The sequence below is a fragment of the Woronichinia naegeliana WA131 genome (assembly GCA_025370055.1).
Lineage (GTDB): Bacteria > Cyanobacteriota > Cyanobacteriia > Cyanobacteriales > Microcystaceae > Woronichinia > Woronichinia naegeliana.
Genome location: CP073041.1, coordinates 5,585,108 through 5,605,183, shown reverse-complemented (window position 1 = coordinate 5,605,183; position 20,076 = coordinate 5,585,108). Strand labels below are relative to the sequence as shown.

The window sequence follows — 20,076 nt, the reverse complement described above, 5'->3', positions numbered from 1 at the left end:
TACGGGGGAATAAATTCCCCTGAGTCGTTTTTCCTCTCAGGTCTGAAGACGCTGAGTTTCCAAACTCCCACCTTTTTCTTATGAATTTGGTCTGGCTCCGTCCCCAGAAGGCATGGATTTTAACCGCAATTATCCCCATCTCTGGGCCCCAGAAGGCCAGCAACCAGGTGCCGGCGATTTTCCGTTTTCTGAACCTGAAACCCGTGCCGAAGCGGAGTTTTGGCAGCAACATCGCAATATTAACGGCTTTATCAGCTATCACACCTATTCAGCAGTCATTTTGCGACCCTACAGCACCCATGCCGATGACTATTTTCCGGTTGAAGATTTAGAAATTTATAAACTATTGGGAGAAAAAGGCACAAGTTTAACGGGTTACGAGTGTCTATCTACATTCCATGATTTTCGCTACCATCCCAAAGACGTGATCTATGGAGTGATGGATAACTATGCTTACGATCATTATGGCTGGTTTGGTTTTACCATCGAACTCTGGGATGCACCGACGGAGGCTGGTATTAAAAAAGCGGATTACATTCAATGGTTGAATTGGCATTCCCCTGAAGATGACTATCAGTTGCTGAAATGGAACGATGAGGCGTTAAAGGGTGAAGGGTTTGTGCCTTGGCAACCGTTTGATCATCCCCAACTGGGCAGGGTAGAAATTGGGGGGTGGAAGTTTAAATCGGTTTGGCAAAATGCTCCTTGTCAATATTTACCAGAACTCTGTGAAAAGCAGTTTCGGTTTGCGATCGCCCATGCCCTAGCTTCTCCTCGTTTAGCGATCGCCCGCAGCGTGGTAACAGCCCAGGGAGAGAATATTTTTCATGTTGTAGTGCAGTGGGAAAATCAAGGATTTTTGCCAACCTACACTAGTCAGAAAGCCCTGGAACGGAAAGCGGTGCGTCCCATTGAGGTGGTATTGACGTTGCCGGGAACGGTGGTATTGGTGAGTGGTTTGCTGAAACAGGAAATTCCCCATCTAGAAGGACGTTCTAATAAAGCCTTTGCCTCTTTAGCCTCTGGACTGGATTATCGTCGTCATCTGGAATGGGTAGTTAAGGGGCCGCTAGAAACCGAGATTCAGGTTACGGCCTATGGGGAACGTGCCGGAACAGTGCAAACCACCCTAACCCTGATTTAGTTTGGGGAATAATGGCGATCGCCGCCTTGGGACGACTAAACCCTCTCAATAATCAGATAATATTATGTTTTTATTATTAAGCTTTTTGTTTTGCTTATCATCCAGGGTTTTGAGAATTATTTGCAATAGTTTCATTGTAGGCTAAGTCTATTGAGAATCTTTTGCAATTTTTATGACCTTGCCATTGCCCCTCACCCGCTATTTTCTAGGTGCTACCACCATTCTACTGTTAGGAACTTATCTAAATAGTTTAATCGTTCCTCAAACCGCGATCGCCCTATCTTCATCCCCTTTCCAGATTGCCCAAGCCAACCCCAAACAACTGGTGATCATCTTTGCGAATCGTCGAGATGCAACGGATTTAGAACGAAAAGCCAATGAAATTGCTCAATTTTTGTCAAAACAAACTGGAATACCTGTCAAAGCCATGGTTGCTGATGAGGGAGCCGCCGTTGAAGCTCTGCGGGCAAACCGTGCTGATGTCGCTTTTTTAGGCAGTCGGGCCGCCATTCGAGCCGAAAAAACCACTAAGGCAAAATTATATTTAGCGGAAGTTCGCCAAGATTATTCTGGTGGCCATACCTACAACTCTGTTTTAGTGGTGCGAAAAGACAGTCCCCTACGACAACAACCGACGGAAAAGCAAACCCTGACCCAATTGCGCGGTAAACGGATGGCTTTTGCTTCTCGTTCATCAGGCTCTGGTTTTATTATGCCCACCAGTCAATTTGTTGCCCTCGGACTGATTCCCAACCCCGATCGCTATAATCAGTTTTTCGGTCAAGTTATCTATGGTGATGGTTATCCCAGTGCCTTGCAAGCCGTGTTGAAAAAGCAGGCCGATGTGGCAGCCGTTTCTGAGTACGCACTCAAAGCTCCCTGGATTACCCCAGAAGAAGCCAAACAATTGCGCGTCATTTGGTCAATTCCTGGGGTTCCTGCTCACGGCATTGTCATTGACGACGATGTACCAACCGCAGAACGAAACAACCTGATTACCGCTTTTTTAAAGTTGAACGAACCCAGTAATAACACGATGTTTCAGTCTTTATACAATTCTACGAAGTTAGTGAAAGTTGATCACAATCGCCACATTGCTCCCATGGAAAAAGCCTTAGAAAGAGCCAAGTTAGAGCCTTAATGGTTTCTATCCTTCAGAGGAATGCAATCTTTCTTAATCTCTCAAATGTACAGACTTTGATGTCAATTACTTTATTGATTGTTTGATTTTTGAATACCATGACCATTGCTTGTTATCATTTATTAAGTTCACAGCAAACGGCAACAGGCAGACCCATTTTAAATGATATTTCCTGTCAAATTGAAGCGGGAGAATTTGTAGCGATCTTGGGACTCAATGGAGCCGGTAAATCGAGTTTATTAAAATCCTTTGTCGGTTTACTGCCTTTAAAACGAGGAGAAATTCGAGTTCATGATAATTTGATCACGGCTCATAACCTTAAGAAGATACGTCGTTATTTAGCGATGATTTTCCAGGGAGGCGGTTTGATTCATCAATTGTCGGCCCTTGATAATGTTCTCTGTGGTCTATTAGGTTCCCGTTCTAGCTGGCAGACTTTGACCGGATTTAAACAAAGCGATCGCGGTTTAGCTTTGAATTTATTAACCGATTTAGGATTACAAGAACAAGCAGAGCAACGGGTCAGTCAACTGAGTGGCGGCCAACAACAACGGGTGGCGATCGCCCGTGCCTTGATTCAGTCTCCCCAGATCCTATTAGCCGATGAACCGACTTCTGGTTTAGATACCTTCGCAGCCCATCAAGTGATGGACAATTTAGCCCGTTTAAATCGCGAACAAAATTTAACGGTAGTCACAGTGCTACATGATTTAGTAATGGCTAGTCGCTATGCCCAACGCGCCATTATCTTAGAGGCCGGTAAAATTATTTATGATGGTTCTTCTTGCAATTTATCTCAGAAATTTAGTCAGTCTAATTCTGCTCAATTATCTCTGGCATTAAACTAATTTTTGGGCTAAAAAATGGAAAAAAAGTTGAAATTTAGATTAGATAATAGGCGACAATTACAGCGCGGTTTTAAAAAAGTTGGCATCCTTATTATTGTCATCTTAATTTATTATTGGGCTTGGCAGGGATTAAAAATAGACACGACAGTGTTAGATAATGCAGCCCATTATCTTCAGGTTTTCCTGGCGGATTTTTATCCTCCCGATTGGTCAGTACTTGATTTAGCCTTTCAAGCTCTGATTGAAACGATTCAAATGTCAATTGTAGGAACAACGTTGGGGGCTATTTTTTCCTTTCCTCTAGCGATCGCCAGTAGTCATCGCCTTTCTCCCCCTTGGTTAAATTGGGGAGCTAACTTTCTACAAAATCTTATTCGTTCTATTCCCTCTATTGTTTTAGCCTTGATTTTTGTGGCAGCAGTGGGGCTAGGTGAAATTGCTGGAACCTTGGCCGTTAGCGTTTATACCATTGGTTATCTCGCTAAGTTTTATCAAGAAGCGATCGAGTCAGTAGATCCCCATTCTTTAGAAGCATTAAAAATAAGCGGAGCCTCCTGGTTTCAGATGACTCAATACGGAATTTTGCCGCAAATATTACCGCTCTGTCTAGGCTATACCCTTTATATGTTTGAATATAATATCCGTATTTCTTCTATTTTCGGTGTCGTCGGAGCCGGAGGAATTGGTTTTGAATTAGTCACCTATATCAATGGTTTTGAACGTCCCAAAGCGGCGACTTTTATGATAGTTTTATTGGTCGTTGTTACGGTCATTGATGCAGTTAGCAGTAAGTTAAGACAAAAATTAGAATCTTCTTAACTAGAAGCCTGAGCATAGGCATTGATTATTGTCGTCATCTGGAGTGGGTGGTTAAGAAGCCGCTAGGAACAAACTCAAAATAACTCGTTTAATCTTTAACCATTATGGTCACGAAAGTTCGAGATTTGATTAGGTTAGTGGAGGCAGATGGTTGGGTTTTGATAGATACAGTAGGAAGTCATCGGCAGTTTAAGCATCCAACTAAGTCGGGAAAGGTGACAATGGCTGGAAAATTGAGCGATGATGTTCGTAAGGGAACTTTAGCCAGTCTTCTCAGACAGGCAGGTTTAAAATGATGGATCAATATCTTATTGTCTTAGAAAAAAGTGATACGGGCTTTTCGGCCTATTCTCCTGATGTGGCGGGTTGTATCGCAACAGGGGAAACTTTAGAAGCCACAATTGCCCTAATGCGATCAGCCTTGGCTTTACATTTGGCAGATACAGAAACCTTGCCCAAACCGCGTGGCATTGATGCTTATTTGGATGCTTTGCGCGATTCGGAAGGAGAAGAATTTTATTTAACTCATGTTTCAGTTGCAAGTTTACAGGAGGTGATATGAAACTTTTTACGGCAATGGCCGCAGTGAAAGATATGGCTTTAGCGAAGGCGATCGCTGAAAGAATTAATGGTGAAAATGTTAGCCGTGCAGAAATTTTTGCTTTATTATCAGAGTAATCCCCGAAACTTGTAGGGGCAAATGGCGATCGCCCGATGCGTTTACGCCCAATCTTTTACTATAATAAAAACAGTTTTTTTAACGAGGAGCGAAGAAAATGTCTTAGCCGTTATGTGAACGCGACTGATGATACTGTTTTTAAAGTTAAGCAAACTATAGATTAGGCTACGAAGCTAGGGGTTAAAAGTATGGAAGAGTTGTTAGAATTACGGACATTGCTGATGGGTGGCAATATCTCCGATGCTTTGTTATTGGTGGAGGAGATGACAGAAATGAGCAAGGATGACAAAATCAACAAGATTTCTAGCTACGCGAAGATTGTCATCTTACATTTGATTAAACGGGCTGCGGAAAAACGCACAACTAGGTCTTGGGATCTGTCAATCAAAAATGCGGTTAACGAAATTCAGAAAACAAATCGGCGGCGTAAGGCTGGTGGTAAATATATTGCTGATTCTGAATTGTTTGAGACATTTAGTGAGATATACGCTCTTGCTCTAGATTGGGCTGCTACTGAGGCGTTTGGCGGACATTATGAATCAGATGATTTGGGGGCAATGGTCGATCGCGAGGCGATTATCAATCGGGCTGGACGCTTTATTTTAGCTACTAATGTTCTTGATTCTCAGGTTTTGAGTCCCGACCAGATGTTGGCTGAATATAAGGCTCAACAAAACACCGAGCGCGGCTTTCGCTTTCTCAAAGACCCTTTCTTTTTTGCCTCTGCTCTTTTTCTCAAGAATCCTCAACGCATTATGGCTTTGATGATGATTATGGTTGTCTCTTTATTGGTTTATACTTTGGCACAACGTCGCCTACGACAGGCTTTGGCTCTTGCCCATCAGACTATTCCTAATCAAAAGGGTAAACCGACCGCCATTCCCACTCTGCTTTGGGTCTTTCAGTCTTTTCTGTTTATCCGTTGGTTAGAGATTGACGGCATTCAAACTATCGTTAATTTGACCTCCAAACACAAACATATTCTTTCCTTTCTTGGCTCTTCATGTCAAAAGTACTACTTTGTCTCTTGGCTTACCTGCGGAATGTGGGCTTCAATCAATGGCGAGTAGAGCAACTTTTCTCAGTGACCCCAATCATCGAATTGTTTTTCACTTCACACCGAAGCATTGTTCATTGCTCAATCAAATTGAGATTTGGTTTGGTATTTTAATGCGTAAGTTACTGAAACGAGGAAATTTTCTCAGTCAAGATGATTTAAGAACGCAAATTCTTGAATTCATCGACTATTTTAACCGCACTATGGCGAAGCCCTTTCGATGGACGTATCGGGGGAAGGTTTTGGCTGCCTAAATTTTATAGCACCCAAACTTACGCCTTGGACTACTAGTTCCGTGACTTGGATCAAGATATACTAATATGCTGAACAAAGTCTGATCTGGTGTCTGCATCAATTGGTAAGACTCACTAAATATACGAGACCAAAACCGACTAAATAAATCAGCAATTCCAAATTCAAACGGTAACAGAAAATACAGACGTTATCTCGCTTTTATGAGGTCAAGAGAGATTTCGCTGATTTCTGACGTTTTTTGTACTTCCTCCTCGAATCTTAGCCTCTTGGAGAGTCAGCAACCTGCAAACAAACTTGATCAATCACTAAATAGAGCATTACGCTGATTCCGGTACTGGTATCGTGTGATCAAAGCTAGAAAAAGTTATGGTGTAAGAGTTTGAGAAAATAGAAAATAACTTACGACTGGACATATTCCCGTTTTTGTTATACTATTATTATTGTCATTATATTAAAGAAAGGGAAAACAGAAAGCAATGTCAACAGGGTGCGACCTTTAGTTGATAAAAGCTGTTGTAATCAGGGTTCTACAGGGAACCCATATTGATCAAGTTTTGCCCAAAATTGACTCCATCGTTCCTTGGTCAATACCAAAGCTCGTAGGCTCAAAATAATTCCTGCTCCTTTTTCCTTCCATCGCATCCCTGAACAACATAATCGTTGTTTGACCAACGTCTTACAAGCTGCTTCCGTAACACCTGAACCAATCGGATACTTTTTCTCTAAGTATTCAGCATAATCCATTTGATGCTGATGATTCTCGTAATAAGTAATCGCCGCTTGTAGTTTCTCGGTAAGATTCTTAGAATGACTTTTTTCTTCTTTGACTTCTTTCATCAGATTTAGCAGTTCTCCTGCTTTTCCTTTTTCATGCTTGAGTTCTCGACAATTTTCAGTCAACCATTCTTTTTGTTTTGACACGGTATTCGGATGCAACGCTTCTGCCAAGGCACCTAAGTAACCAGAGGCATGATAGAAATCTAATATCTGTTCTTCCGTTTGCTTTTCTAAAAACTTCCAATTTGATTCTGCCCCGTCTGCTATCCCGACCAATGTTGCCTCTGGATAACGGTTTTTCGCTCGCTCAATTTCTCTTTCTAATCTTTCTAGAAAACTCTTTTTTCCATACTCTGGTGCCGCACCTAGATAGATTGTATGTTGACGTTCGCCTTCACTATCGTATAGGGAAACGGTTCCCACCATTGCTTCACGGTAGCCATCCTCACACATCAGCATACAGGTTCCATCTAATCCTATTCCCACTGTTGCAATTTGGCTATCCTCCTTGGGCGGGGCATAACTCCACGCTTCTTCTTTTGCCTGTACCACACTTCCTACTGCTTCACTCAATCTTTGGATATAGGATAGCGCTACTTTTCTACCATGATTTTCTAATAAATCATTTTTCACCTCTTTGCCTGCCATCCCTGACATTTTTGAGGATACCTGTTTTGCCAATAATGGCGTTGATGTTATGATTATCCTTGCTTCTCTTTCTAAGGGGCAATACGTTTTTCCTCAAAGGTGAACGCTGATATACATGACGATTCACTATAACCTCACCATAAGGTGTTTGATATTCTTTCGGTTGCTCTCCCTTACTCTTCCAGATTTCTTCACCGATTTTTAAGGGTGAACCATCTGTATCTAAATATTTCAAGGCTTCTTTGCTGGCGATGCAACCTACTTCGTTTAAGCCTTTTTGAATATTTATTTCTGTATCCAACATTGAACGACTGAGTTCTAATGTTAGTTCTATTTTTATCTTTGAACCCTCTACATTAATTAGTTTTGCTGTCATCATTGTTTCCTCTTTGTCACTTTTCATCTCATGTTAACACTTTTCTTTTCCTTCATCAACTAAAGGTCGCACCCCCTTTACGTTCTCTCTAACCCTTGCTGGCTGCACCTTTAGGGCTTCTATTATCTCTTCTTTTTTGTGTCCTTTTATTACTTCTAACAATTCCTTTTTATTTATATCTATCACTGTTGTAATAAAGTCTTTTTTTCCTTTTCTATTACTAAATTCGTCTAAACTTATCTTTTCTGGTAATTCCCATTCCTTCTTTTCTGCCTGCTTTGCATACTCTTCAAATATTGATTCCAATGTTCCCCAACTTATTTCTTCTTCTTGCCTTACCTCTTCTACATTTTTCTTTTTTACTTGCTCATAAATCTTTTCTTCATAACGAATTGTATAATGTTTTCTTAGCCGCATAAAGTCCAGTCTTTCTGTTATGTATTTCTGACATTTTTCACAATGGAACTGGCGGCGGGGCACTTCCAGATATACTTTCTTTCCCAATAGGGATAAATCCCGAACCAAATTATATTCTATTTGATTTATATCTTCCAATTCTTTATGACAATTTGGACATTCCATTACTTCGTTTTTCATTTTTAATTTTAAGAACAAAGCACCATCTATTTCTCGATAGTTTACGACTGTTACCTTTGGCAAACCTAGTAGCTCATCCAAGTTTATCCACATACTCCACCTCCTACTGTGGTATTACTATTATAGGGCTTGCTGAAAAAAGCTGAAACCTTTACGGAGAAAAATAGTAGGCGAATTAAGAACCGCTAGAATGCACGAAAATAGGGTAGAATGCCTCAAAACCATTGCATTAAGAAGAGAGAAAGCAGATGTACCGAAAGCAACAGTACTCAATTGAAACACCAGAAAACTTGAAAAATCTGTTCGGCGGGCAGTTAGACGAAGAAAATCGTTGGATAGAAATGTCAAAAATGATTCTTTGGGAAGAATATGAGGAAGAATATGCAAAAAACTTCACAGAAAAAAAAGGAGCCCCAGCCAAATCATTTAGAATGGCATTAGGAGCATTAATTATCAAAGAAATTTCAGGAAAAAGTGACAGAGAAACAGTAGAACAAATAAAAGAGAACCCTTATTTACAGTACTTTATAGGAATGGAAAGCTATAGTAGCAAAGAAGCATTTAATGCGTCAATGATGGTTCATTTTCGTAAAAAAATAGGAATGGAATTAATAAATAAAATTAATAAAGAAATAGAAAAAAGCGACGGGTGTAGCATCAGAAAAAAAAGAAAATGAAGGAAAGTTATTGTTAGATGCGACTTGTACACCAGCAGATATAAAATATCCAACGGATATAGGAATATTGAATGATGCCAGAGAAAAAACAGAAAAAATAATAGATAAGCTGTATGAAGAAATAAAAGAGAAAAGGAAAGAAAAGCCGAGGACTTATAGGGAAGTGGCAAGAAAAGAGTACTTAGCCATAGCAAAAAAACGTCGTGTGTCAAAAAAAGAAAGAAGAAAAGGAACAAAAAAACAACTAGGATATATAAAAAGAAACTTGTCTGATATAGAAAAAATGATAGAAGAGGGAGCAAAGTTAGAAAAACTAACGAAAAAAGAGCAAGAAGAGCTTGTAACGATAGGAAAAGTGTATGAGCAACAGTTAGAAATGTATGAAAAAAAGACAAATAAAGTAGAAAACAGAATTGTGAGTGTAAGCCAACCTCACGTGCGTCCAATAGTGCGTGGAAAAGCGGGAAAAGCAGTAGAGTTTGGAGCTAAAATATCGGCAAGTAATGTGAATGGCTTTGTCTTCTTAGACAAATTAAGTTGGGATAATTACAACGAATCGGGAGATTTACAAGCGCGAATAGAAGAATATAAAAGGGAAACAGGATGTTATCCGGAATCGGTTCATGTGGATAAAATCTATCGAACAAAAGCGAATCGAGCTTATTGTAAAGAAAGGGATATAAGAATGAGTGGTCCCCGATTGGGAAGACCGCCGAAAGAGGTGAGCAAAGAAAAAAAGAAAGAGGCACGCTCAGATGAAAGAGTGCGTAATGCCATTGAGGGTAAATTCGGACAGGGAAAGAGGAAATTTAGTCTTGGTCGAGTGATGGCCAAACTACCTGAGACCTCGGAAACGGTAATTGCGATGAACTTTTTGGTAATGAATCTTTCTACTCTACTTCAGAAGACAAAAAGTAAAAAGTTGTAGAGTCGTTTTTCTTGTGAAAAATGGTGTTAATTTTCCTCTCTTTTGTGAGGAGTGATTTGTGTTGACCTTTTTAGACAGAAAGGAACAATAGATTAAACAAAATCTGTATTTTGATTTGTTTCCATAAGGATAAGTTATCTATGCTTTTTCAGTCCATACTTCCCTAACCCACATTTCTTTCGTTTTTTGACTTTTTCAGCAAGCCCTATTATACACTTTCCACACAGTTGGGGGAAGAGCCAAAGTATTTTGGGGGAATTGCCCATTACAGAAAAACAAGCGAAGAAATTAGAACTAAAGCCTCGAACTCAGATGAGTCCAATGTTAGAGAAGAACTGTTTGCTACTGAGTGGCGATGAGTCTTATGAAAAAGCAGCTAAGAAAATCCAATCATTGACGGGAATTGCTGTTTCTCACAGTACGCAACAACGCCTTGTACATCGCTATCATTTTGAAGAATTACCCTCTAACACAGAAGTCGAAGAAATTAGCATAGATGGTGGGAAGGTACGACTCAGAACTCCCAAGGGAGAACCCTTAATTTGGCGTGATTATAAAGGAGTCAGTTTTCATCAATTGGGGGTAGCTGCCTTTTTTCAAGATAACTCGGCTTTATTAGACTTGGTTAATTCTCAAATTTTGGCTAAGCCTTTAATTTGTTTGGGAGATGGACATGATGGTATCTGGAACTTATTTCGTGAGATAGGACAGAAACATGAGCGAATTGAAATTTTGGACTGGTATCACTTAATTGAAAACCTCTATAAAGTTGGGGGGTCATTCCAGCGAATTGAGGAGGTCAAGTCTTTTCTTTGGACGGGTGAAGTGGATGCCGCTATCTCCTGTTTTGAGGGATGGTCAGAGCCTCAAGCTGAGAATTTTATCATTTATTTAAACAAGCATAAACATCGGATTGTCAATTATGGTTATTTGCAGGCAGAGGGCATTTCCATTGGCTCTGGCTCTGTCGAATCTCAAGTTAAACAAATTGGTCATCGTCTTAAAATTACTGGTGCGAGTTGGAATTCTGACAATGTACCACAAGTCCTTCGTCATCGCTGTTCCTATTTAAATGATTACCTTTTTTGACTCTTTCATTTACCTCGTTAAGTATTTCTACTTATTGCAAAGGTGAGATGCTCCCGATGAGGGAGAAAATAATCGAGAAATTGCTAGAAAATTAAAAATCAGCCGAAAAATGGCAAGTCAATGGAGAGAAAGATGGATAGCAGGGCAGGCAAAGGGAATAGAAATAACATAAAGAATAAAAGATGCTGAGCGTAGTGGAGCACCAGCCAAGTTTAAACGCGAACAAATATTGCAGTTGTTCAAATTAGCCTGTGATGACCCAAGGGATTATGCTCGTCCGCTCAGTCACTGGACAGGACGAGAATTAGCCGAGGAATTGGTAAAGCAAGGAATAGTGGAAAGTATATCTCCTCGACAGGTAGGAAGATTACTGGAAGGGGTGTGACCTTTAGTTGATGAAGGAAAAGAAAAGTGTTAACATGAGATGAAAAGTGACAAAGAGGAAACAATGATGACAGCAAGACTAATTAATGTAGCTGACTTTTCCCGTTAAGTCCAAAATCCAGCAATGCAAACTTCTAGAGGCTTTATCTGGCAAGGGTTTGAGTAATGATTCTCTTGACAGGAAAAAAATATTCTGAAGCCATCATCCCGCTTATCGTTCAAATTTCAAAAACAAAGGATGAAGGGAGTATGAGACTGTAAAATGGAGAAAATCTTAAAGGGCAGGTCAAAAAATGTTGGAATGGTGGACAAAAAACTTTGCCAGTTGTGAATTGGGAGACGAGAGGCTAAACAATCGTGCCTTCTCGATTGGGAAAAAGTTAAGTGAGGGGTTTGGAAAAGCCTTATCAGAAGTGTTTAAGGGAGGAAACGAGTTAAAGAGGGCCTATGAATTTTTGGGAATCCGAAAACAGACTTTGTCAAGATAATAGAGCCGCACTGTGAAATGACAACTGCCGCCGTAGAAGAATATAAGATAATGCTATCAGTCGGAGATACGACCTTCTTAGATTATCGCAATATCAAGGAAAAAAGGGAAGGGTATGGGCCGACTGGAAAAGGAGGGAATGGATTAATACTGCATAGTGCTTTAGCAATTGAGCCAGAAAAAGGACAAGTATTAGGTTTATTATGGCAAAAACTGTGGAATAGGGAGGTAAAAGAAAAGCCCCCAACAGATGAAACGGCGAAGCAGAAAAAAGAAAGACAGAAAGAACAAAGAAAAGCAGCTCGTCAAAGACCATTTGAGGAAAAAGAATCCTACAAATGGGTAGAGGCTCTAAACACCTGTGAGAAACAGGTAGAAAGTTCAACGAGGGTAATTCATGTATTTGACAGAGAAGGAGATGTTTCAGAAGTCTTTGACTCAGTGCGTCAACTCAAGCATACAGGAGTGCTGGTCAGAGCGTCTCATAATCGTAGTTTAGACAAAAATAGTGAACGACTTTGGCAACATTTGGAATCAGAACCGATTCGTTTTCATCAAGAAATCGAGATTCCGAGTACAGGAAAAAGAAAAGCACGGAAGGTTAAGCTTGCCGTCCGATTTTGCTCAGTTAATCTACGAACTCCCTATCGTTTTGATAATCGTGACCCGTTGAATGTCTATGCTGTTTATGCGACAGAAATCGATTGTCCCGAAGGCGAAACTCCTTTATCTTGGATGCTTCTGACTACAGAAGTTGTTGAGACTATTGAGATGGCTGTCACTATTCTTCGTTGGTACACCTACCGATGGCGGGTTGAAGAATTTCATAAAGTCCTTAAGTCTGGTTGTCAGAGTGAGCGTTATCGACTTGCCTCTGATGGAATGAAAACTCTTTTGGGTTTTTTAAGTGTCATTGCTGTTGAACTTTTACACGTTACTTATCTTCATCGTACCCAGCCCGATGCTCTCGCGATTGAAATTCTTAATCCTCTTCAACTTCAGGTGTTAAAAGCAGCCGCCTCTCAAAAACTTCCCCCTATTTTGACTGTTGCTTGGGCTGTCGAGTCTGTTGCTTTTCTTGGTGGTTATCTTGAACATCGTCGTAAAACTCCTCTCGGTATCCAAGTCCTTTGGCGCGGTTGGTTGAAGTTGCATGACCTTTGCCAAGGCTGGCAGCTTGCAATCCGCACTTAACGGGAAAAGTCAGATTAATGTAGAGGGTTCAAAGATAAAAATAGAACTAACATTAGAACTCAGTCGTTCAATGTTGGATACAGAAATAAATATTCAAAAAGGCTTAAACGAAGTAGGTTGCATCGCCAGCAAAGAAGCCTTGAAATATTTAGATACAGATGGTTCACCCTTAAAAATCGGTGAAGAAATCTGGAAGAGTAAGGGAGAGCAACCGAAAGAATATCAAACACCTTATGGTGAGGTTATAGTGAATCGTCATGTATATCAGCGTTCAGTAGGAGGAAAAACGTATTGCCCCTTAGAAAGAGAAGCAAGGATAATCATAACATCAACGCCATTATTGGCAAAACAGGTATCCTCAAAAAGGGTGCGACCTTTAGTTGATAAAAGCTGTTGTAATCAGGGTTCTACAGGGAACCCATATTGATCAAGTTTTGCCCAAAATTGACTCCATCGTTCCTTGGTCAATACCAAAGCTCGTAGGCTCAAAATAATTCCTGCTCCTTTTTCCTTCCATCGCATCCCTGAACAACATAATCGTTGTTTGACCAACGTCTTACAAGCTGCTTCCGTAACACCTGAACCAATCGGATACTTTTTCTCTAAGTATTCAGCATAATCCATTTGATGCTGATGATTCTCGTAATAAGTAATCGCCGCTTGTAGTTTCTCGGTAAGATTCTTAGAATGACTTTTTTCTTCTTTGACTTCTTTCATCAGATTTAGCAGTTCTCCTGCTTTTCCTTTTTCATGCTTGAGTTCTCGACAATTTTCAGTCAACCATTCTTTTTGTTTTGACACGGTATTCGGATGCAACGCTTCTGCCAAGGCACCTAAGTAGGGCTTGCTGAAAAAAGCTGAAACCTTTACGGAGAAAAATAGTAGGCGAATTAAGAACCGCTAGAATGCACGAAAATAGGGTAGAATGCCTCAAAACCATTGCATTAAGAAGAGAGAAAGCAGATGTACCGAAAGCAACAGTACTCAATTGAAACACCAGAAAACTTGAAAAATCTGTTCGGCGGGCAGTTAGACGAAGAAAATCGTTGGATAGAAATGTCAAAAATGATTCCCTGGGAAGAATATGAGGAAGAATATGCAAAAAACTTCACAGAAAAAAAAGGAGCCCCAGCCAAATCATTTAGAATGGCATTAGGAGCATTAATTATCAAAGAAATTTCAGGAAAAAGTGACAGAGAAACAGTAGAACAAATAAAAGAGAACCCTTATTTACAGTACTTTATAGGAATGGAAAGCTATAGTAGCAAAGAAGCATTTAATGCGTCAATGATGGTTCATTTTCGTAAAAAAATAGGAATGGAATTAATAAATAAAATTAATAAAGAAATAGAAAAAAAAGCGACGGGTGTAGCGTCAGAAAAAAAAGAAAATGAAGGAAAGTTATTGTTAGATGCGACTTGTACACCAGCAGATATAAAATATCCAACGGATATAGGAATATTGAATGATGCCAGAGAAAAAACAGAAAAAATAATAGATAAGCTGTATGAAGAAATAAAAGAGAAAAGGAAAGAAAAGCCGAGGACTTATAGGGAAGTGGCAAGAAAAGAGTACTTAGCCATAGCAAAAAAACGTCGTGTGTCAAAAAAAGAAAGAAGAAAAGGAACAAAAAAACAACTAGGATATATAAAAAGAAACTTGTCTGATATAGAAAAAATGATAGAAGAGGGAGCAAAGTTAGAAAAACTAACGAAAAAAGAGCAAGAAGAGCTTGTAACGATAGGAAAAGTGTATGAGCAACAGTTAGAAATGTATGAAAAAAAGACAAATAAAGTAGAAAACAGAATTGTGAGTGTAAGCCAACCTCACGTGCGTCCAATAGTGCGTGGAAAAGCGGGAAAAGCAGTAGAGTTTGGAGCTAAAATATCGGCAAGTAATGTGAATGGCTTTGTCTTCTTAGACAAATTAAGTTGGGATAATTACAACGAATCGGGAGATTTACAAGCGCGAATAGAAGAATATAAAAGGGAAACAGGATGTTATCCGGAATCGGTTCATGTGGATAAAATCTATCGAACAAAAGCGAATCGAGCTTATTGTAAAGAAAGGGATATAAGAATGAGTGGTCCCCGATTGGGAAGACCGCCGAAAGAGGTGAGCAAAGAAAAAAAGAAAGAGGCACGCTCAGATGAAAGAGTGCGTAATGCCATTGAGGGTAAATTCGGACAGGGAAAGAGGAAATTTAGTCTTGGTCGAGTGATGGCCAAACTACCTGAGACCTCGGAAACGGTAATTGCGATGAACTTTTTGGTAATGAATCTTTCTACTCTACTTCAGAAGACAAAAAGTAAAAAGTTGTAGAGTCGTTTTTCTTGTGAAAAATGGTGTTAATTTTCCTCTCTTTTGTGAGGAGTGATTTGTGTTGACCTTTTTAGACAGAAAGGAACAATAGATTAAACAAAATCTGTATTTTGATTTGTTTCCATAAGGATAAGTTATCTATGCTTTTTCAGTCCATACTTCCCTAACCCACATTTCTTTCGTTTTTTGACTTTTTCAGCAAGCCCTAAGTAACCAGAGGCATGATAGAAATCTAATATCTGTTCTTCCGTTTGCTTTTCTAAAAACTTCCAATTTGATTCTGCCTCGTCTGCTATCCCGACCAATGTTGCCTCTGGATAACGGTTTTTCGCTCGCTCAATTTCTCTTTCCAATCTTTCTAGAAAACTCTTTTTTCCATACTCTGGTGCCGCACCTAGATAGATTGTAGGTTGACGTTCTCCCTCACTATCGTATAGGGAAACGGTTCCCACCATTGCTTCACGGTAGCCATCCTCACACATCAGCATACAGGTTCCATCTAATCCTATTCCCACTGTTGCAATTTGGCTATCCTCCTTGGGCGGGGCATAACTCCACGCTTCTTCTTTTGCCTGTACCACACTTCCTACTGCTTCACTCAATCTTTGGATATAGGATAGCGCTACTTTTCTACCATGATTTTCTAATAAATCATTTTTCACCTCTTTGCCTGCCATCCCTGACATTTTTGAGGATACCTGTTTTGCCAATAATGGCGTTGATGTTATGATTATCCTTGCTTCTCTTTCTAAGGGGCAATACGTTTTTCCTCAAAGGTGAACGCTGATATACATGACGATTCACTATAACCTCACCATAAGGTGTTTGATATTCTTTCGGTTGCTCTCCCTTACTCTTCCAGATTTCTTCACCGATTTTTAAGGGTGAACCATCTGTATCTAAATATTTCAAGGCTTCTTTGCTGGCGATGCAACCTACTTCGTTTAAGCCTTTTTGAATATTTATTTCTGTATCCAACATTGAACGACTGAGTTCTAATGTTAGTTCTATTTTTATCTTTGAACCCTCTACATTAATTAGTTTTGCTGTCATCATTGTTTCCTCTTTGTCACTTTTCATCTCATGTTAACACTTTTCTTTTCCTTCATCAACTAAAGGTCACGCCCTGTCAACATTGAATAAAAGCTCAATTGACCTCCTAAGTGATATTGGCTTACCCCAAGAGAAAGAGGAAGCCTTATTTCAGAAAAACTGCCCTCATTGCTATAGTGAAAAAGTAAAAATACATTCTCATTACCAAACGAAAGGTAACGGGGAACGTAAAATGTTCATTTGTCAAGAATGTAGTTCTTGTTTTGCTGAGACTTATGGTAGCGTAATCGCTGGCTTAGAAACCCCATTAAGTGAAATTGTAAAAGTATTAAAAGCTAGAATGGAAGGAATAGGATTAAATGCCGCAGTCCGAGTATTCGGCTACGCGAAAACAACAATATTGAATTGGGAAAAGAAATTATCAGGATTACAAGAGACATTGTTTTTATACGCCTTAGTGAATGAATTTGTTAAACTAGTAATAGAAGGGGATGAACTATACACAAAAGTTGGAAAAAATAAAGAAGCAAGTGCCTCTGAGGGTTGGACAATCGTTCTCATGGACAGGGCTAGCCGCTTTATTTGGCATTTAAAATGTGGTCGAAAAGAGCAGAAATTATTTCTAGAAGCAATGATGACGGTAGCGGAATTATTTGAAAGGAGTGCAGAATCTCTCCAGTTATTTACAGATGGAGAAAAGCGATATAGTCAACTGCTATTTAATATTTGTCACGAAGTATTGAAGACTGGAAAACGTGGTCGTCCCGTCAAAGTATTACCGAAGGGAATGGTAGTAAGATTAAAAAATAAGAGTAGTAAACGTCGAGATTCTGAAGGTAAACTAAAGAAAGTAGAAACTCCGAAACCAGAACATCCAGAGGCAACAGAAAAACCAGAAGAAAAGGACGTCCATGCCAACCACGTTGAGGCATTTAATAGTGCTATCCGACGCTATTTATCTGCCTTTCGTCGTCGTACAAATACTTACGCTAAATCTGTTGTGGGATTACAGCGAGTCCTAGATATTTTCTGGATGGTTCATAACTTTGTTCGCAGCCATTTTACTACGAGAAAAGTTCCTGCTGTAGCTCTCGGTATAATTGAAAAAGGGTTTACTTGGGAGGACTTACTCCAAATTCGCCTGATTTCTTGAACCTCCCGTATTGCAACGTTTGTAGCTTCTAGCTAGACGATACCAGTGCCCTTTTTTGGCAATCACCCTCAAAAACCCAAGGATCGCACTTTCAAAAGCCAAAGCGATCGCACTTAATTAGAAATTTTCATGGCAAAACCCTTGCCAGTAAATCCTTTTGGCTTTTTGTGCTTTTGAATACATTCCGAATTTGGAATTACTGCTACGATTGAGATTAACCTTATGTTTTGTTTTTTTATGTCAAAAGCTAATTTTTCGCCAAAAAACAATCCATCAAGTATTTTTAATCTAGCCCCTGAACTTTGTTGTTCTTTTCTGTCGCTTAATGATCTTTCCATTGCCTTGGAATATGAGACACCAGAACAAAGATTGATTCGTCATCTGTTTATTAACTTTGATCTGCTAACCACTTGTAATCTCAGAAACAACTTAAGGGTGTCTTTTTTTTTGAAATACAACTATGATTATTTAAAGGTTTTACCGCTAATTAATGCTCTATTTGAACCCCTATTACATTGGTCTAATTGTGATTATGAAAAAGCTGAAGCTGGCTTTGATCAATTCCTTGCTCAATATCCCTGTGATGTTGTAGTTTTATTTATGAGGCATATGCTGGATTTTTGTTGTGGTAAGACCTGTAAATTACAAGACAAAATTCAAGAAACTGATAAGTAACTATCAGAAGATAATCCCCTTTATGGATATTATCTAGGGATAAAATCTTTTGTTTTATGTGAAAGTGGGAAGTATCGGGAATCATTAGAAATAGGTTTAAAAGGATATAACATATTGCAAAATAATGTGTATACCATTCATGCCGTAGCTCATGCTTATCATGAAATGGCTGAATACCAAAAAACTATTGATTTTTTATATAAAACGAAAGACAACTGGATTGATAATTTTGGAATGAAAATGCACATCTATTGGCATATAGGGGTGGCGGAACTGGGGTTATCATCTTTTGAAAAAGCAAATCAGTCATTCAGCAAATTTTTTTCAATGAAGTTATCCTCTATTGCAGAACAAGATTTAGATGCCGTTGGATTCCTTTGGCGTTATCGCTTGTCTAAGCCTGAAGATGATCGTTATGAGAAACTTTGGAATCAATTATCGGAAAATTGGATCGGTTGTATAGGTTCATCTATATCTTATTTTCATGATTTACATGCCGCTTTATGTTTTGGCACTGGTATCGTCTAGCTAGAAGCTACAAACGTTGCAATACGAGAGGTTCAAGAAATCAGGCGAATTTGGAGTAAGTCCTCCCAAGTTAACCCTTTTTCAATTATACCGAGAGCTACAGCAGGAACTTTTTTCGTCGTAAAATGGCTGCGAACAAAGTTATGAACCATCCAGAAAATATCTAGGACTCGCTGTAATCCCACAACAGATTTAGCATAAGTATTTGTACGACGACGAAAGGCGGCTAAATAGCGTCGGATAGCACTATTAAATGCCTCAACGTGGTTGGCATGGACGTCCTTTTCTTCTGGTTTTTCTGTTGTCTCTGGATGTTCTGGTTTCGGAGTTTCTACTTTCTTTAGTTTACCCTCAGAATCTCGACGTTTACTACTCTTATTTTTTAGTCTTAGCACAAGACCCTTCGGTAATACTTTGGTGGGACGACCTCGCTTTCCAGTCCTTAATACTTCGTGACAAATATCAAATAGCAGTTGACTATATCGCTTTTCTCCATCTGTAAATAACTGGAGAGATTCTGCACTCCTTTCAAATAATTCCGCTACCGTCATCATTGCTTCTAGAAATAATTTCTGCTCTTTTCGACCACATTTTAAATGCCAAATAAAGCGGCTAGCCCTGTCCATGAGCACGATTGTCCACCCCTTAGAGGCACTTGCTTCTTTATTTTTTCCAACTTTTGTGTATAGTTCATCCCCTTCTATTACTAATTTAACAAATTCATTCACTAAGGCGTATAAAAATAATGTCTCTTGTAATCCTGATAATTTCTTTTCCCAATTCAATATTGTTGTTTTCGCGTAGCCGAATGCTCGAGCTGCTGCATTTAATCCTATTCCTTCCATTCTGGCTTTTAATACTTTTACAATTTCACTTAATGGGGTTTCTAAGCCAGCGATTACGCTACCATAAGTCTCAGCAAAACAAGAACTACATTCTTGACAAATGAACATTTTACGTTCCCCGTTACCTTTCGTTTGATAATGAGAATGTATTTTTACGTTTTCACTATAGCAATGAGGACAGTTTTTCTTGAATAAGGCATCCTCTTTTTCTTGGCACAAGCCAACATCATTCAGGATTTTCATAGAGCTTTTCTTTAATATTGACATTGTTTTCTGTTTCCTTTTTCTTTGATATAATGACAATAATAATAGTATAATAAAAACGGGCCGATGTCTAGTCTTAAACTATTTTTCTATTTTCTCAAAGCCTTACACCATAACTTTTTCCAACTTTGATCAG

General features: G+C 39.3%; 17 protein-coding genes and 8 pseudogenes. 19 read left to right on the top strand and 6 right to left on the bottom strand.

Annotation, left to right across the window (positions count from 1 at the left end; all coding sequences use genetic code 11):
- The first annotated feature begins 112 nt into the window (after positions 1-112).
- The 9 genes and pseudogenes from KA717_28325 (at position 113) to KA717_28285 (ending at position 5,816) form a co-directional block, all read left to right on the top strand.
- Entirely contained in the window at positions 113-1,144 is a 1,032-nt protein-coding gene (locus tag KA717_28325) for a hypothetical protein (protein UXE59633.1), read from the top strand.
- A gap of 172 nt (positions 1,145-1,316) precedes the next feature.
- A complete protein-coding gene (locus KA717_28320) occupies positions 1,317-2,285 on the top strand; it encodes a phosphate/phosphite/phosphonate ABC transporter substrate-binding protein (GenBank protein UXE59632.1) in 969 nt (322 codons plus the stop codon).
- A gap of 98 nt (positions 2,286-2,383) precedes the next feature.
- Positions 2,384-3,133, top strand: a complete 750-nt coding sequence (locus tag KA717_28315) for an ATP-binding cassette domain-containing protein (GenBank protein UXE64801.1) — start codon at positions 2,384-2,386, stop codon at positions 3,131-3,133.
- Between the two features lie 15 nt (positions 3,134-3,148).
- On the top strand, positions 3,149-3,952 hold the full coding sequence (gene phnE / locus KA717_28310) for a phosphonate ABC transporter, permease protein PhnE (protein ID UXE59631.1): 804 nt from the start codon (positions 3,149-3,151) through the stop codon (positions 3,950-3,952).
- 104 nt (positions 3,953-4,056) lie between these two features.
- Positions 4,057-4,248, top strand: coding sequence for a type II toxin-antitoxin system HicA family toxin (locus tag KA717_28305; protein ID UXE59630.1), 192 nt, complete (start codon positions 4,057-4,059; stop codon positions 4,246-4,248).
- Positions 4,245-4,514 (top strand): type II toxin-antitoxin system HicB family antitoxin, encoded by a 270-nt coding sequence (locus KA717_28300; GenBank protein UXE59629.1) that lies wholly within the window; start codon positions 4,245-4,247, stop codon positions 4,512-4,514. Before KA717_28305 ends, KA717_28300 begins: the two co-directional genes overlap by 4 nt.
- A gap of 389 nt (positions 4,515-4,903) precedes the next feature.
- Positions 4,904-5,089: pseudogene (locus KA717_28295) on the top strand (DUF29 domain-containing protein).
- Positions 5,090-5,215: 126 nt separating this feature from the next.
- Positions 5,216-5,701, top strand: a pseudogene (locus KA717_28290) (IS1634 family transposase).
- Between the two features lie 13 nt (positions 5,702-5,714).
- Positions 5,715-5,816: pseudogene (locus KA717_28285) on the top strand (transposase).
- Positions 5,817-6,462: 646 nt separating this feature from the next.
- Here KA717_28285 and KA717_28280 read toward each other — a convergent pair.
- Positions 6,463-7,744 (bottom strand): annotated as a pseudogene (locus KA717_28280) (ISKra4 family transposase).
- A 69-nt stretch (positions 7,745-7,813) separates the two neighbouring features.
- Positions 7,814-8,434, bottom strand: a pseudogene (locus tag KA717_28275) (transposase family protein).
- A gap of 155 nt (positions 8,435-8,589) precedes the next feature.
- Between KA717_28275 and KA717_28270 the strand changes: the two are divergent.
- The 6 genes and pseudogenes from KA717_28270 to KA717_28245 all read left to right on the top strand — a co-directional run bounded on the left by KA717_28270 (position 8,590) and on the right by KA717_28245 (position 13,527).
- Positions 8,590-9,925, top strand: a pseudogene (locus KA717_28270) (IS5 family transposase).
- A gap of 261 nt (positions 9,926-10,186) precedes the next feature.
- A pseudogene (locus KA717_28265) lies at positions 10,187-11,035 on the top strand (ISKra4 family transposase).
- 235 nt (positions 11,036-11,270) lie between these two features.
- Positions 11,271-11,420 (top strand): hypothetical protein, encoded by a 150-nt coding sequence (locus tag KA717_28260; protein UXE59628.1) that lies wholly within the window; start codon positions 11,271-11,273, stop codon positions 11,418-11,420.
- Positions 11,421-11,712: 292 nt separating this feature from the next.
- Entirely contained in the window at positions 11,713-11,907 is a 195-nt protein-coding gene (locus tag KA717_28255; GenBank protein ID UXE59627.1) for a transposase, read from the top strand.
- A 17-nt stretch (positions 11,908-11,924) separates the two neighbouring features.
- Complete coding sequence (locus tag KA717_28250) at positions 11,925-13,100, top strand: IS4 family transposase (GenBank protein ID UXE59626.1); 1,176 nt, start codon at positions 11,925-11,927, stop codon at positions 13,098-13,100.
- Positions 13,060-13,527, top strand: coding sequence for a hypothetical protein (locus KA717_28245; GenBank protein UXE59625.1), 468 nt, complete (start codon positions 13,060-13,062; stop codon positions 13,525-13,527). The genes KA717_28250 and KA717_28245 overlap by 41 nt, the downstream gene beginning before the upstream one ends.
- On the opposite strand, the gene KA717_28240 is transcribed toward KA717_28245, so the two are convergent.
- On the bottom strand, positions 13,500-13,928 hold the full coding sequence (locus KA717_28240; GenBank protein UXE59624.1) for a hypothetical protein: 429 nt from the start codon (positions 13,926-13,928) through the stop codon (positions 13,500-13,502). The genes KA717_28245 and KA717_28240 overlap by 28 nt on opposite strands.
- A 135-nt stretch (positions 13,929-14,063) precedes the next feature.
- On the opposite strand from KA717_28240, the pseudogene KA717_28235 reads away from it, so the two are divergent.
- Positions 14,064-15,401: pseudogene (locus tag KA717_28235) on the top strand (IS5 family transposase).
- Between the two features lie 155 nt (positions 15,402-15,556).
- Here the strand turns inward: KA717_28235 and KA717_28230 are convergent.
- Together KA717_28230 and KA717_28225 are read right to left on the bottom strand one after the other, a co-directional pair.
- Positions 15,557-16,108: a hypothetical protein gene (locus KA717_28230; GenBank protein UXE59623.1), complete on the bottom strand. Its 552-nt coding sequence runs from the start codon at positions 16,106-16,108 to the stop codon at positions 15,557-15,559.
- Positions 16,074-16,502 (bottom strand): hypothetical protein, encoded by a 429-nt coding sequence (locus KA717_28225; GenBank protein UXE59622.1) that lies wholly within the window; start codon positions 16,500-16,502, stop codon positions 16,074-16,076. Before KA717_28225 ends, KA717_28230 begins: the two co-directional genes overlap by 35 nt.
- Positions 16,503-16,557: 55 nt before the next feature.
- Between KA717_28225 and KA717_28220 the strand changes: the two genes are divergently transcribed.
- The 3 genes from KA717_28220 to KA717_28210 all read left to right on the top strand — a co-directional run bounded on the left by KA717_28220 (position 16,558) and on the right by KA717_28210 (position 18,831).
- Positions 16,558-17,628 (top strand): IS1 family transposase, encoded by a 1,071-nt coding sequence (locus KA717_28220; protein ID UXE59621.1) that lies wholly within the window; start codon positions 16,558-16,560, stop codon positions 17,626-17,628.
- Positions 17,629-17,865: 237 nt separating this feature from the next.
- Positions 17,866-18,303, top strand: a complete 438-nt coding sequence (locus KA717_28215; protein ID UXE59620.1) for a hypothetical protein — start codon at positions 17,866-17,868, stop codon at positions 18,301-18,303.
- A gap of 114 nt (positions 18,304-18,417) precedes the next feature.
- Positions 18,418-18,831, top strand: coding sequence for a hypothetical protein (locus KA717_28210; GenBank protein UXE59619.1), 414 nt, complete (start codon positions 18,418-18,420; stop codon positions 18,829-18,831).
- 32 nt (positions 18,832-18,863) lie between these two features.
- Here the strand turns inward: KA717_28210 and KA717_28205 are convergent, their stop codons facing one another.
- Positions 18,864-19,943 carry an IS1 family transposase gene (locus KA717_28205; GenBank protein ID UXE59618.1) on the bottom strand — a complete coding sequence of 360 codons (1,080 nt, stop codon included), beginning with the start codon at positions 19,941-19,943 and terminating at the stop codon, positions 18,864-18,866.
- Between the last annotated feature and the right edge of the window lie 133 nt (positions 19,944-20,076).